The organism is Phenylobacterium sp. CCH9-H3 (assembly GCF_001557235.1).
Lineage (GTDB): Bacteria > Pseudomonadota > Alphaproteobacteria > Caulobacterales > Caulobacteraceae > Phenylobacterium.
Genome location: NZ_LSJI01000083.1, coordinates 26,290 through 39,839, shown reverse-complemented (window position 1 = coordinate 39,839; position 13,550 = coordinate 26,290). Strand labels below are relative to the sequence as shown.

The 13,550-nt window shown below is 69.3% G+C and carries 13 protein-coding genes and 1 pseudogene; 1 reads left to right on the top strand and 13 read right to left on the bottom strand.

Translation table 11 applies throughout. From position 1 onward, the window contains the following. Window position 1: 1 nt before the first annotated feature. From dxr to AX721_RS07595, 8 genes are all read right to left on the bottom strand, one after another. A complete protein-coding gene (dxr, locus tag AX721_RS07630; protein WP_068875417.1) occupies window positions 2-1,195 on the bottom strand; it encodes a 1-deoxy-D-xylulose-5-phosphate reductoisomerase in 1,194 nt (397 codons plus the stop codon). Next, entirely contained in the window at window positions 1,183-2,043 is an 861-nt protein-coding gene (locus AX721_RS07625; RefSeq protein WP_231733327.1) for a phosphatidate cytidylyltransferase, read from the bottom strand. The genes dxr and AX721_RS07625 overlap by 13 nt, the downstream gene beginning before the upstream one ends. Further along, the gene (gene uppS, locus AX721_RS07620; RefSeq protein WP_082765554.1) at window positions 2,003-2,782 is read right to left on the bottom strand and encodes a polyprenyl diphosphate synthase; all 780 of its coding nucleotides are present in this window, start codon (window positions 2,780-2,782) and stop codon (window positions 2,003-2,005) included. Before uppS ends, AX721_RS07625 begins: the two co-directional genes overlap by 41 nt. Window positions 2,783-2,809: 27 nt before the next feature. After that, complete coding sequence (frr, locus tag AX721_RS07615; RefSeq protein ID WP_068875415.1) at window positions 2,810-3,376, bottom strand: ribosome recycling factor; 567 nt, start codon at window positions 3,374-3,376, stop codon at window positions 2,810-2,812. A gap of 47 nt (window positions 3,377-3,423) precedes the next feature. Then, the gene (pyrH, locus tag AX721_RS07610) at window positions 3,424-4,140 is read right to left on the bottom strand and encodes a UMP kinase (protein WP_068875414.1); all 717 of its coding nucleotides are present in this window, start codon (window positions 4,138-4,140) and stop codon (window positions 3,424-3,426) included. A gap of 89 nt (window positions 4,141-4,229) precedes the next feature. Continuing rightward, complete coding sequence (gene tsf, locus AX721_RS07605; RefSeq protein WP_068875413.1) at window positions 4,230-5,165, bottom strand: translation elongation factor Ts; 936 nt, start codon at window positions 5,163-5,165, stop codon at window positions 4,230-4,232. Between the two features lie 94 nt (window positions 5,166-5,259). Then, window positions 5,260-6,135 (bottom strand): 30S ribosomal protein S2, encoded by an 876-nt coding sequence (gene rpsB, locus AX721_RS07600; protein ID WP_068875412.1) that lies wholly within the window; start codon window positions 6,133-6,135, stop codon window positions 5,260-5,262. Between the two features lie 180 nt (window positions 6,136-6,315). Further along, window positions 6,316-7,275 (bottom strand): nucleoside hydrolase, encoded by a 960-nt coding sequence (locus tag AX721_RS07595; RefSeq protein ID WP_068875473.1) that lies wholly within the window; start codon window positions 7,273-7,275, stop codon window positions 6,316-6,318. Between the two features lie 226 nt (window positions 7,276-7,501). Here AX721_RS07595 and AX721_RS07590 point away from each other — a divergent pair, with 226 nt between their 5' ends. Beyond that, entirely contained in the window at window positions 7,502-8,176 is a 675-nt protein-coding gene (locus AX721_RS07590) for a PEPxxWA-CTERM sorting domain-containing protein (RefSeq protein WP_068875411.1), read from the top strand. 46 nt (window positions 8,177-8,222) lie between these two features. On the opposite strand, the gene AX721_RS07585 is transcribed toward AX721_RS07590, so the two are convergent. The 5 genes and pseudogenes from AX721_RS07585 to proS all read right to left on the bottom strand — a co-directional run bounded on the left by AX721_RS07585 (window position 8,223) and on the right by proS (window position 13,500). Then, complete coding sequence (locus AX721_RS07585) at window positions 8,223-8,954, bottom strand: LytTR family DNA-binding domain-containing protein (protein ID WP_068875410.1); 732 nt, start codon at window positions 8,952-8,954, stop codon at window positions 8,223-8,225. Beyond that, window positions 8,951-10,009, bottom strand: coding sequence for a sensor histidine kinase (locus AX721_RS07580; RefSeq protein ID WP_068875409.1), 1,059 nt, complete (start codon window positions 10,007-10,009; stop codon window positions 8,951-8,953). The genes AX721_RS07585 and AX721_RS07580 overlap by 4 nt, the downstream gene beginning before the upstream one ends. A 359-nt stretch (window positions 10,010-10,368) precedes the next feature. Beyond that, window positions 10,369-10,899: pseudogene (locus AX721_RS07575) on the bottom strand (ABC transporter ATP-binding protein); the annotation flags it as partial. Continuing rightward, window positions 10,892-12,187: a lipoprotein-releasing ABC transporter permease subunit gene (locus tag AX721_RS07570; RefSeq protein WP_068875407.1), complete on the bottom strand. Its 1,296-nt coding sequence runs from the start codon at window positions 12,185-12,187 to the stop codon at window positions 10,892-10,894. The pseudogene AX721_RS07575 and the gene AX721_RS07570, both read right to left, overlap by 8 nt. Beyond that, window positions 12,184-13,500: a proline--tRNA ligase gene (proS, locus tag AX721_RS07565; protein WP_068875406.1), complete on the bottom strand. Its 1,317-nt coding sequence runs from the start codon at window positions 13,498-13,500 to the stop codon at window positions 12,184-12,186. The genes AX721_RS07570 and proS overlap by 4 nt, the downstream gene beginning before the upstream one ends. Window positions 13,501-13,550: the final 50 nt, after the last annotated feature.

Genomic DNA, 13,550 nt, shown 5'->3' with positions numbered 1-13,550 from the left:
ATCAGGCGGCAAAAAGCCCGCTTACGACTTCGTCAGCCGTACGGCGGGCTGCGGCGTCGGTTTCGCGCGCGCTTTCCACCGCATCGTTGGCGGTGGAAAAGGTCTGGCTGCGGTCCATCCGCTCGAGGGTCTCCGCCACCACATTGGGGATATCGAGAAAGCGGATGCGCCGGTCAAGGAAGGCGGACACGGCGCGCTCGTTCGCCGCATTCATCGCGGCGGGGGCCTGGCCGCCCGCGGTCAGGGCCTGCTTGGCGATGGAGAGCGCGGGAAACTTCTTCGGATCCGGGTGCTGGAAGGTGAGCGGTCCCGCACTCACCAGATCCAGCTTGGGCGCCGGCCACGGCAGGCGGTCGGGCCAGGCGAAGGCGCAGGCGATGGGCGGGCGCATGTCCGGTGGGCCCAGCTGCGCCAGGGTGGAGCCGTCGGCGTACTCCACCAGGCTGTGGATGATCTGCTGCGGGTGGACCAGGACCTCGATCCGCTCCGGCGGCATGGAGAACAGGTAGGCGGCCTCGATCACCTCGAGGCCCTTGTTCATCATCGTCGCGGAATCGATCGAAATCTTGGCGCCCATCGAGAAGTTGGGATGGGCCAGGGCCTGCTCCAGCGTCGCCTTGGCCATCTCCTCGCGACTGGCGTCCCGGAACGGACCGCCCGACGAGGTCAGGATCAGCCGCGACACGTGGGCGGCGGCCTGCGGGTCCAGGACCTGGAAGATCGCCGAATGCTCCGAATCCACGGGCACGACGGCGCCGCCGGCCAGCTTGGCGGTGCGCAGCAGCGAGGGGCCGGCGCAGACCAGGCTCTCCTTGTTCGCGAGGGCGATCACCGCTCCGGCCCTGGCCGCGGCCAGGGTGGGCGCGAGGCCCGCGAAGCCTACGATGGCGGACATCACCCACTGGGCGTCGGCCGACGCAACGTCGTTGACCGCCTGCGCGCCCGCCGCCGTCGCGATGCCGGATCCCTTGAGGCGCTCCCGCAGCTCCGGCAGCAGGCCCTCGTCCTCGATCACGGCCAGCTGCGGACGCCAGCGGAGCGCCTGTTCGGCCAGCCGCGCCGCATTGCGGCCCGCTGCCAGGCCGACCATCTCGACCTCGACCCCGGCCTGCTCGAACAGGTCCAGGGTCGAGACTCCAATAGATCCCGTGGAGCCCAGGACGCTGACCTTCCGCGGCAGGCTCAATGTCCCCATCCCAAATGGTTGGCGAGCCGCAGGGCGGCCATCACCACGACGGCGAACATCAGCCCATCCACGCGATCCAGCAACCCGCCATGACCCGGAATCAGGTCGCCCGAGTCCTTGACCCCGAACCGGCGCTTGATCGCCGACTCCCAGAGGTCGCCGGCCATGGTCGCCAGTCCCACGGCCAGGCCGATGAAGGCCGCAGCCCAGACGTTGAGCTGGAACACCGACATGCCGGCCATCAGGCTGCCCGCCGCCGTCGCCGCCGCCAGGCCGCCGATGAAGCCGGACCAGGTCTTGTTGGGCGAGAAGCGGGGCCATAGCTTCGGCCCCTTGAGCGTGCTGCCAACCGCGAAGGCGCCGATGTCTGCGGCCCAGGTGGCCGCGAACAGCATCATGATCCACCAGTGACCCTGGTGGGACATGACCTTGTCCGAGTCGCGCAGCCAGACCAGGCAAAGGGCCGCGGGCGCGATGTAGAGCACGCCGAACGCGGCGTCCGCCGGCCGCTCGGCCACGCCCCGCGCCACCACGGCCGCGCCCGCCGCGGTCAGGGCTATGGCGCCCCAGGCCCAGATGAAATCTCCGCGGTAACCTACGAAAACAGCAATCAAAACGGCGGCCGCCACCGCAGCGGCGACCCGCGTGGGCGCGACCGGCGCGGTCATGCCCCCCCACTCGATCGCGAGCAGGGCGACGCCGATGGCGATCAGCACCAGGTACGGCCAGCCGCCGAACCAGGCGGCGGCAAGCGCCGCTGGCACCAACACCACGGCCGACGCGACGCGCAGGCCGAGGTTGGTCCAGTCGAACCGCTTAACCGGCGGCGAGGACGTCATCGGCAACGATTGCGCCATAGCGCCGATCCCGCGCGGCGAACTCCGCCAGCGCGGCCTTCAGGTGTTCCTCGCCGTAGTCGGGCCACAGCACGTCCTGGAACACCAGTTCGGCATAGGCGGCCTCCCACAGGAGGAAGTTGGAGAGCCTCTGCTCGCCCGACGGCCGCACGATCAGGTCCGGCGGCGGCGTGCCGGCGGTGGCCAGCAGGCTGCCGAACAGCGCCTCGTCGAGGTCTTCCGGGCTGCGCAGGCCGGCGGCCACGTCCTCGGCGAACCGGCGCGCCGCGTCGGTGATGTCGGCCTGTCCGCCGTAGTTGAAGGCGATGTTCAGGTTGAAGGCTGTGTTGTCCTTCGTCCGCTCGCGCGCATCGTCGATCAGCTTGAGGAGGTCGTTCGACAGGCCGTTCCGGCGGCCGATCACCCGCACCCGAACGCCTTCGCGGTGCAGGCGGGCGAGGTCCGTCTCGAAATAGCGCTTGGGCAGGGCCATCAGCTCGGCGACCTCGGCGGCCGGACGGCTCCAGTTCTCGGTGGAGAAGCCGAACACCGTGAGCGAGCCCACGCCCAGCTTGGCGGCGGCCGAGACGGTGCGCTTCAGGGCCTCCACACCGGCCCGATGTCCCAGGGAGCGCGGCAGGCCGCGCTGCTTGGCCCAGCGTCCGTTGCCGTCCATGACGATCGCGACGTGCAGGGGCGGCGTCAGCCCCCGGTCATCCCCTGGGGCGTCCGCAGACGGTGGCTTCTCGGCGGCGGCCATGAGGGAACGCTGGTCCTTACGCGGGCGTCAAACGTGCATGATCTCTTGTTCTTTTGTTTTCAAGGCTTCGTCCACGCGCTTGATGGCTTCGTCGGTGATCTTCTGCACCTCCGCCTCGAAACGCTTCTCCTCGTCCTGGCTGATGACGCCGTCCTTCTGGGCCTTGCGGCAGTCCTCGTTCGCGTCGCGGCGCACGTTGCGCACGGCCACCCGCTGCTGTTCGGCGTACTTGCCGGCCAGCTTCGCCAGCTCCTTGCGGCGATCCTCGGTGAGCGGCGGGATCGGCAGGCGCAGCGTCGTGCCGTCGACCACGGGGTTCAGGCCGAGGTCCGAGGCGCGGATCGCCTTCTCCACCGACACCACCAGGGCCCGGTCCCACACGTTGATGGTGATCATGCGCGGCTCGGGGACGCTGATCGCGCCCACCTGGTTCAGCGGCGTGGACGAGCCGTAGGCGTCGACGCGGATCTGGTCCAGCAGGCTGACCGAGGCGCGGCCGGTGCGCAGGGAGCCGAACTCCTCCTGCAGCGCCGCGACGGCCTTGTCCATGCGGTCCTTGTACTTCGAGAGCACGGGCTTTTCGGTCGTGGCCATGGCGGCGTCTCCGTCTCGGGAATTTCTTTGGGGGCCGAGTTTAGCGGCTAGGCGATGGTCGTGAAGACGCCTTCGCCGTTGAGGACCTTCAGGAGGTTGCCCCGCTCGCGGATGTTGAACACCACGATGGGGATATGGTTCTCGCGCATCAGGCTGACGGCGGAGGCGTCCATGACCTTGAGGTTGTTGGCCAGGACGTCGTGATAGCTCAAGGTCTCGTAGCGCTTGGCGCCGGCGTCCTTCTTCGGGTCGGCGGTGTAGACGCCGTCGACGCTGGTGCCCTTGAACAGCGCCTCGCAGCCCATCTCGGCCGCGCGCAGCGCTGCGCCCGAATCCGTGGTGAAGAACGGCGCGCCGACTCCGGCGGCGAAGATCACCACCCGCCCCTTCTCCAGGTGCCGCAGCGCCCGGCGGCGGATGTAGGGCTCGCAGACCGCTTCCATCGGGATGGCCGACTGCACGCGCGTGTAGACGCCCAGCTTCTCCAGCGAGGCCTGCAGGGCCAGGGCGTTCATCACCGTCGCCAGCATGCCCATGTAGTCGGCGCTGGCCCGCTCCATGCCGGCCTCGGCCAGGGCCGCGCCGCGGAAGATGTTGCCGCCGCCGACGACGACGCAGATCTGCACGCCGGCCTTCGCGACCTGGGCGATCTCCTCGCAGACGGCGCCCAGAGTCTTGGGATCGATCCCGAAGCCGTCGCCGCCGACACCCGCCTCGCCCGAAAGCTTCAGGAGGATGCGCTTGTAGCGGGGGGCGTCGGCCATGAGTCGATAATCCTGAGCAGCGGGTAGAACATACAACAAGGGCGCGGTGCGTCTAACGCGCCGCGCCCTTGGGAGTCAGTCGGTAGGTCCTAGGCCTTGCCGGTCATCGACGCCACCTCGGCGGCGAAGTCGCCTTCGGGGGCCTTCTCGACGCCTTCGCCGAGGGCGAAGCGCACGAAAGCCTTCAAGGCCGCCGGCGCGCCGGTTTCCTTGGCGGTTTCGGCGACCAGCTGCTCGATGGTCTGGTCCGGGTTCATGACGAAGGGTTGCTTCAGCAGCACCACTTCTTCCTGCCACTTGCGAATCCGGCCCTCGACCATCTTCTCGGCGATCTCGCGGGGCTTGCCCGATTCCATCGCCGTCTGGGTCTGGATCTCACGCTCCTTGGCCACGACCTCGGGGTCGAGCTCGTCGGTCGACAGCGCGAGCGGCGCGGTGGCCGCCACGTGCATGGCGATCTTGCGCCCGACGTCCTGCAGCTTGGCCACGTCGCCGCCGCCTTCCATCGCCACCAGCACGCCCATGCGCGCCACGCCCTCGCCCTGCGCGTTGTGCAGGTAGAGCGACACGGCGCCCTGCGAGACCGACAGCTTGGCCGAGCGGCGCAGCTGCATGTTCTCGCCGATGGTCGCGATCAGGTTGGTGATCGCGTCCTGGACGACTTCGCCCTTCGAGGTCTTGGCGGCGCGGATGGCCTCCACGTCGCCGTCGGTCGCCAGCGCCACGTCCGCGAACTCGCGGGCGGCGTTCTGGAAGCCGTCGTTCTTGGCGACGAAGTCGGTCTCGGCGTTGAACTCGACCAGCACGCCGGTCTTGCCGTCGGCCGCGATCTTGCCGGCCACCAGGCCTTCAGCGGCGGCGCGGTCGGCCTTCTTGGCCGCCTTGGCCAGGCCCTTGGTCCGCAGCCAGTCCATGGAAGCTTCGACGTCGCCGCCGTTCTCCGTCAGGGCCTTCTTGCAGTCCATCATGCCGGCGCCGGATTTTTCGCGCAGGTCCTTGACCAGCGCAGCGGTGATTTCCGCCATGGTCAGCTCCTTATAGGTCTCGTTGAATCACGACGGACCCCCATGTGAGGGCCCGCCGTCAGGGTTTTGTGACAGCTGCGCGCCCGAGGGGCGCTCAGCCGGCCTGGTCTTCGCTCGCCGCATCCGCCGCGGGAGCTTCGGCGCCGGTCATCTCGGCTTCGAGGGCCGCAGCTTCCGGCGCGGTGACCTCGGGCTCGGCCACGGCTTCCGGCGTCAGCTCGCGCGCCAGCGTCGGCTCAATCGGAGCTTCCGAAGCGCCCAGGTCGACGCCCGCCGCCGACTGGCCGGCGGCCAGGCCGTCCAGGACGGCGTCGGCCAGCAGGTCGCAGTACAGCTGGATCGCGCGGGCCGCGTCGTCGTTGCCGGGGATCGGATAGGTGATCCCGTCCGGGTTCGAGTTGGTGTCCAGGATGGCGATGACCGGGATGTTCAGCTTCCGGGCTTCCTGGATCGCGATCGCTTCCTTGTTGGTGTCGATCACGAACATCAGGTCGGGGATGCCGCCCATGTCCTTGATGCCGCCCAGGCTCAGCTCCAGCTTGTCGCGCTCGCGCGTCAGCTGCAGCAGTTCCTTCTTGGAACGGCCCTGGCCTTCGCCGGCCACCAGGCTGTCGACTTCGCGCAGGCGCGCGATCGAGCCGGATACGGTGCGCCAGTTGGTGAGCGTGCCGCCCAGCCAGCGGTGGTTCACATAGTACTGGGCGCAGCGGCGCGCGGCCGTGGCGATCGGCTCCGACGCCTGGCGCTTGGTGCCGACGAACAGGATGCGGCCGCCGCCGGCGGCGACTTCGCGCACCTTCACCAGGGCCTGATGCAGCAGCGGGATCGACTGCGACAGGTCGATGATGTGGATGTTGGAGCGCGAGCCGAAGATGTACTTGTCCATCTTCGGGTTCCAGCGGTGCGTCTGGTGGCCGAAGTGGGCGCCGGCTTCCAGGAGCTGGCGCATGGAGAATTCAGGCAGAGCCATAGTCTGTGTCTCGTCTTTCTTCCGGTTGGACCGCCGCAGGCAAACCCTCCGAAGAGGACCGGAACGGACTGGGACGGGATGTCTCCCCGGCCAAGCCGAACACCTGCGTGTGGATTGGAGCGGCGCATGTAGGGGGAAAGCGGCGAAAAATCAAGCCGCCGCCCGCCCGGGCTTCCCGTCCTAGGCCAGCGCCGCCTTCATCGCCGCGAAGAAGCCTTCGCGGTCGGCGGACTTGATCACCCGGGCGTTCGGAGGCTTGCGTACGAGTTCGGGGTCCGCGAGCTCCGCGTCGGGCAGGATCGGGTGCGAGACGCTGAGATAGCCGCGGGTGAGCTCGCCCTTGGTCTCCACGTCCACGGCGCACATCTCCGCATCCAGGATCAGCGCCTCGTCCAGCGCCAGCGCGCACGTCAGGGCGTCCGGGTGCAGGCTGCCGCCCAGCCCTTGCGTCTTCTGCGCGAAATCGAGCGAGGCGCGGTTCACCGCCGTGAAGAACCGCGACCGCGGCGTCTGCAGCGCGGCCAGCTCGGCCAGTTGGTCCGCGGTGAACAGGCCGTCGCGCAGGGTCACGGTCCAGGTGACGATCGAGACGTCGAACCCGGCCGCCAGCACGATCTTCGCCGCCTCGGGATCCACATAGAGGTTGTACTCGGCCGCAGGCGTCACGTTGCCGACCCCGTTGTCGGTCCCGCCCATGATCCAGAGATGGCGGCACGCCTGCGCGATCCGGGGCTCCGTCATCACCGCCAGCGCCAGGTTGGTCAGCGGCGCCTGGGCCAACAGGGTGATCTCGCCCGGCTCGGCCATGATCCGCCGGACGATCTGGTCGGCCGCCTCCCCCGGCTCCGGCCGCTGCGCGGCGCGCGGAAAGCCGCTGTCGCTCATGCCGTCGGCCCCGAACACATAGCTCGCCGCCAGCGGGGCGCGGCTGAGCGGCCGCTCCGCGCCCAGATAGACCGGAACCTCGGCCGCCCGCCCACACGCCTCAAGCGTCGCCAGGGCGTTCTCCGCGTGCTGGGCGAAGCCCACGTTGCCGTGGGCGATGGTGATGGCCTCCACGCTCACGCCCGGCCGCGTAAGGGCGATCATCAGCGAGAAGACATCGTCGCCGGCGGTATCCGTATCGATGATCAGGCGCATGCCGCCGATGTGAGCCGATCCGCCGCGGGCCGCCAAGCCATCTGGGCAAGGTCAGGCCTCAAAGCGCGCCGCGCGCGTTGCGGTGGCAGTCTCGGGCGTGTCGGGCCGCCGCGCTTCGGCCCGCCGTCGCCACGCTTCGCCGCAAGGGGTTCGCGTCCAGCGCGCCGCCGCGCCTACCACCGGATGGGCGCGGCGTCTGCGCCCCGGTTTGTAAGGAGTCCCCCCTGTGTTCAGAGCAAGTCTGGCGGCCGCAGCCGCCGCCTTCGTCGTGCTCGGCGCCTCCGGCGCCGCCGCGGCGACCACGATCACCTCAACGTTCGACACCGGCAGCGACGGTTGGCGCTTCGGCGCCTACGACAACTCGGCCCGGCAGGACGTCACGTACGACGCCACGACCGGCAGCATCACCAAGACGCACGGTCTTGCCGGCTGGGGCTTCGTCGCCCCGACCGCCTATCTGGGCGATATGTCGGACTATCTCGGCGGCTCCTTCGATTTCGAGCTCTCGGCGAACCGCAGGTCCTATGACGAACGCTCCCTCGTGGTCCTCAAGGGCGCCGGCAACCAGCGCATCTTCAGCCGCTGGGACGGCCTGCCGGGGTCCAGCCTGGCGCCGTTCAGTGTCCAGCTCACCGCGGCCAACTTCTACGTGGGCTCCATCGGCAATGTGGTCGGCCCGGTCTCCGAGGACCTGTTCGCCGCGATCATGGCCGACCTCGAGTTCGTGATGGTCATGGGGGACTGGTCCTCAGGCGTCGACACTGTCCGGCTGGACAACGTCGCCATGAGAGCCGCCGACGTCACCGCCGTGCCCGAGCCCGCGACATGGGCGCTGCTGATTGGCGGCTTTGGCATGGCCGGCACGGCGCTGCGGGCCCGGCGCCGCCTCCAGGCCGCCTGAACGGCGCCGCGCCCGCTGCCCTCGGGGCGGCGGGCGCGAGATCGGCTCAGGCCAGCCTGCGCCAGACGTCGCCCTCATAGGTCCGACCGACCTTCAGTTCGCGACCGTCGTCCAGCGCCACCCAGACGCCGCGACGCCCGCGACGGGCCACGGCCTTGAGCCGGGCGATCTGCACGATGGCGGATCGACTGATCCGCAGGAACCGGGTGGGGTCCAGTTCGGCGGCCAGCCCGCCGATCGTCCGTCGCAGGAAGTGCGCGGTCCCCTCCGTATGGACGCGGACATAGTCGCCCTCCGCTTCCACATAGAGGATTTCGGACAGCCGAACCTGCACCGCGCCGTCCCGGAGCGCCAGCCAGATGGCCCGATCCTGGACGGCCCCCTGCGACTGCTGCGCAATCGCCGCCCGACTCCGCACCACCTCCCGGGCCCGCTCCAACGCCACGCTGAGCCGCGCCGCCTCCACCGGCTTCATGAGGAAATCGGTGGCCGCGACGTCGAAGGCCCGTACCGCATACTCGTCGAAACTGGTGACGAAGATCACCTGGGGAGCCGCCGGGGCGCGTAGCGCCGCAGCCACCTCGAACCCGTCGCTGCCTGTGAGTCGGATGTCGAGCAGGACCACGTCGATCCCGCCCTCCGCCAGCCGCGCCAGCGCCTCGGAGGCCGTCCGGGCCACGGCGACCAGTTCGACCCCGGCGATGCGCCGAAGCAGCGCCTCGAGCCGCATCAAGGCCAACGCCTCGTCGTCCACCGCCAGCGCGCGCAGCTTCCTCACGCGAGCGCCTTCGCCGGTGGCAGCCAAAGCAATGGGAGGCGTAGCGTGACCCGAAACCCGGGCGCGCACCGCTCGACCCGCATCTGCGCGCGCCCGGCGAACCGCGCGGCCAGCCGCGCCGTCACGTTGGACAAGCCCACGCCCAGGGTCACATCGTGATCGCGCGGGCCGCGTCCGTCGTCTTCCACCGTCAGAACCAACTCGCCGCCATCGCGGGCGGCCGACAGTCGCACGGTCGTCAGCCGCCCCGGCCCGTGCAATCCATGCTTGATCGCATTTTCGATGAGCGGCTGCAGGATCAGCGGCGGCACGGCCGCATCCGCCAGATCCGGCGGCGTTTCGAAGACCACGTCCAGAAAGTCGGCGAATCGCACCTGCTCGATCGCCAGATAGCGGCGCTGCAGTTCGATCTCGTCGGCGAGACGCGCGTCGGCCAGGGGATCGGTGTCCAGGGTGGCTCGGAAGAACCGAGCCAAGTCCGTCACCATCGCCTCGGCTTGCCGATATCGGCGCGAGAGGATCAGCGCAGATATCGAGTTCAGCGTGTTGAAGAGGAAGTGCGGGCTGATCTGATAGTGCAGCGCGCGCATCTGGGCGGCCTGCCCTTCCGCCTTGGCGGCGGACAGGCTTCGTTCTCGGTCGCGCGCGCGGGCCTGATGCAGCAGCGCCAGACCGCCGACCATCCAAAGACCGAACGGAGCGATCCAGAACAACCAGGCCTTGGCCGCCTCGGTCCAGGTGAAGCCGGCGATCTTCCGGGCGCCGCCGAGCTCCCCGACGGTGAGCCTCTGCAGGGGCTCGAACACCAGGCTCAGCCCTGCGATGAGGCCCAGGGCGGCGAGGGCCTGGAGTCTCGAAGTCTGCCGGGAGATGCGCACTAGCAGAGGCCAGGTGGCGACGCTGAGGCCTGCACCCAGCAGCACGATGAGCCCGTTGAGGTGCAGGCTTCGCAGGATCACGGTTGCGGGCGCCGTCTCGTCCGGGTCGAGCACCACCTTGTACAGCAGGCTGTGGGCGATGAAGGCAGACCAGAAGATCCCGGCCCAGAACGCCACGCGGGCCGGGGGCGGCGAAAGAGCAAATCGTGCGGGCATGCGACGTCCTGGACGAGCCCGATTTGGTAGTTGGCCATCGGCGCGTTCGCCAGACCTACCGGCGCCGTCCGTCGCACAACCGACACGGTTCGGCGCGGCCTTGGGCGTCGGTGCGCGGCGGTTCAGGCCCGATCGCACGGTTGGGCCCATGCCCCACCGCGAACTTAGCGCGGCTGCTCTTCCAGGTGGCCGTCCTTCAGGGCGAACACCCGGTCCATGTGGCTGGCGAGTTCGAGGTTGTGGGTGGCGACCACCGCGGCCACCCCTTGGCTTCTCGCCAGGGCGTAGAGGTTTTCGAACACGGCCCCCGAGGTCGTCGGGTCGAGGTTGCCGGTGGGTTCGTCCGCCAGCAGCAGCCGCGGCGCATTGGCCAGGGCCCGCGCGATCGCCACCCGCTGCTGCTCGCCGCCCGACAGTTGGGCCGGCTGGTGATGCACCCGCTCCTTCAGGCCCAGGTCCGCCAGGAGCTTGGTCGCCCGCTCGCTGGCCGTGCGCCGGTCGACGCCGGCGATCATCATCGGCAGGGCCACGTTGTCCAGCGCCGAGAACTCCGGCAGCAGGTGGTGGAACTGGTAGACGAAGCCGATGGTCGCCAGGCGCACCCGGGTGCGTTCGCGCTCGCCCAGGTTCGAGCAGTCCACGCCCTGGATCGAGATCTTGCCGGCGTTGGGATGCTCCAGCAGGCCCGCCGCGTGCAGCAGGCTGGACTTGCCCGAGCCCGACGGCCCGATCAGCCCGACGATCTCGCCGGGCCGCACGTCCAGGTCCACCCCGCGCAAGACGGTCAGGGCGCCGGCGGCCGTGACATAGGTCCGCTCCAGCCCGCGGATGGACAGCACCGGCTCACTCATAGCGCAGCGCCTCCACCGGATCGAGGCGCGAGGCCCGCCACGAGGGCGGCAGGGTGGCCAGGAAGCTCATCCCCAGCGACCAGGAGACGATCAGGGCCACCTCGGCCCAGTCCACCTTGGCCGGGATGCGCGACAGGTAATAGACGTCCGAGGCGAACACCGCCTGGCCGGTGACGTATTCGACGAAGCCCTGGATCGGCCCGATGTAGGCGCAGAACAGCACGCCGATGATCAGGCCCGCCGCCGTGCCCAGCGCGCCGACCCCGGCGCCGGCCATGAAGAAGATGCGCAGGATCGACCCCTGCCCCGCCCCCATGGTCCGCAGGATGGCGATGTCCCGGCCCTTGTTCTTCACCAGCATGACCAGGCCCGAGATGATGTTCATGGCCGCGATGGCCACCAGCAGCATCAGGATCAGCCGCATCACATTGCGCTCGACCTTCAGCGCGCCCCAGAACGAGCTGTCCCGCTGGGTCCAGTCGTTGACGATCGCGGCAGGCCCAACGGCTTTCGTGATCGGCCCTTTCAGCTTCGCGGCTTGGTCCGGGTTGCTCACCCGCACCTCGATGGCGTCCGCCGTGTCTTCCCGGCCGAAGAACAGCTGGGCCTGGGCCAGCGGCATGTAGATATAGGCCTGATCGTACTGGCTCATCCCGACGCTGAAGGTGGCGCCCACCGTGTAGGGCTTCTGCAAGGGCGTACCCCCGAACGCAGTCGCGCCGCCCGCCGGGGAGATCAGGGTCACCGTGTCGCCCGGCCGCACGCCCAGCTGCTGCGCCAGCCGCTCGCCCAGCACGATCACGTCGCCGCCGTATTCGCCCTCGCCGAAGCCCTTCAGCGATCCCTGGGTGATGTTGCCCGAGACCAGTGTCGTTTCGCGCAGGTCCTTGGGCCCGATCCCGCGCACGAGGGCGCCGGTGATCTGGCTGGGTCCGATGGCGATGGCCTGGGCCTCGATGATCGGCGCCGCCTGGGTGACGCCCGGCACCTTGAGGATCGCCGCCGTCGCCCGGTCGCGCTCGGCGCCGTCCAGCACGCCGCCGGTGACGAACACATGGCCCTGGAAGCCGAGGATCCGGCCCAGCAGCTCGCTGCGGAACCCGTTCATCACCGACATCACGATGATCAGCGTCGCCACCGCCAGCATGATGCCGACGAATGAGATGATCGAGATCAGCGCCACGCCGCCCTGATGCCGTTTGGCGCGCAGGTAGCGGCCGGCGAGCATCCGCTCCCAAAGGCCGAACGGCGCGGCGCGGCCGCCCGTGACGGCGGAGGGTTGGCTCATCCAGTGATGACCTTGAGCGCCGCGTCCAGCGGCAGGGTCTGGCGTTCGCCGCCGGCCCGGCGCTTCAGCTCGACGACGCCCTCGGCCACGCTCTTGGGCCCGACGATGATCTGCCAAGGGATGCCCACCAGGTCAGTGGCCGCGAACTTGGCGCCGGGCCGGTCGTCGCGGTCGTCGTACAGCGGGTCGAGGCCGGCGTCCGAAAGCGCCTTGTAGGCCTGCTCGCACACCGCGTCGCAGCCGGCGTCGCCGACGCGCAGGTTCAGCACCGCGGCCCCGAAGGGCGCCACGGCGTCGGGCCAGATGATGCCGGCGTCATCGTGGCTGGCCTCGATGATCCCGCCCACCAGCCGCGAAACGCCCACGCCGTACGAGCCCATCTGCACCGGCGTGTCCTTGCCGTCCGGGCCGGTGACGTTGGCCTTCATCGGCGCGGAGTACTTCGTGCCGAAATAGAAGATGTGACCCACCTCGATCCCGCGGGCGGTCATCCGCTTGTCCTCGGGCAGGGCCTCGTAGGCGGCCGCATCGTGCATCTCGTCCGAGGCGGCGTAGAGCTGGGTGCGCTTGTCGACCAGCGGCTGCAGGTCTCCCTCCCAGTCGATGTCGGGCCCGGGCGCGCCCATCTCGACCAGGTCGCGGTGCGCGAACACTTCGCTCTCGCCGGTCTCGGCCAGGATGATGAACTCGTGGCTGAGGTCGCCGCCGATCGGACCAGTGTCGGCCCGCACGGGGATCGCCTTCAGCCCCAGCCGCGCATAGACGTTCAGATAGGCCAGGAACATCCGGTTGTACGACCGCCGCGCCGCCGCCTCGTCGATGTCGAAGCTGTAGGCGTCCTTCATCAGGAACTCGCGGCCGCGCATCACCCCGAACCGGGGCCGGCGCTCGTCGCGGAATTTCCACTGGATGTTGTAAAGATTCTTCGGCAAGTCCTTGTACGACTTGATGTAGCTGCGGAAGATGTCGGTCACCACCTCCTCCGCCGTGGGGCCGTACAGCAGGTCCCGCTCGTGGCGGTCCTTGATGCGCAGCATCTCGTCGCCATAGGCCTCGTACCGGCCGCTCTCGCGCCACAGGTCGGCGAGTTGCAGGGTCGGCATCAGGATCTCGACGGCGCCGGCGCGGTTCATCTCCTCGCGCACAACCTGCTCGATCTTCTTCAGCACCTTCAGGCCCAGCGGCAGCCAGGCGTAGATGCCGGCCGCCTCCTGGCGGATCAGGCCCGCACGCAGCATCAATTGATGCGACACGATCTGCGCGTCGGCGGGCGCCTCGCGAAGGGTCGGCATGAAGTATCGCGAAAGGCGCATTGGAATCTGGGGCTCTCAGGTCAGCAGGAGGCGACCTGATAGCCTTGCCG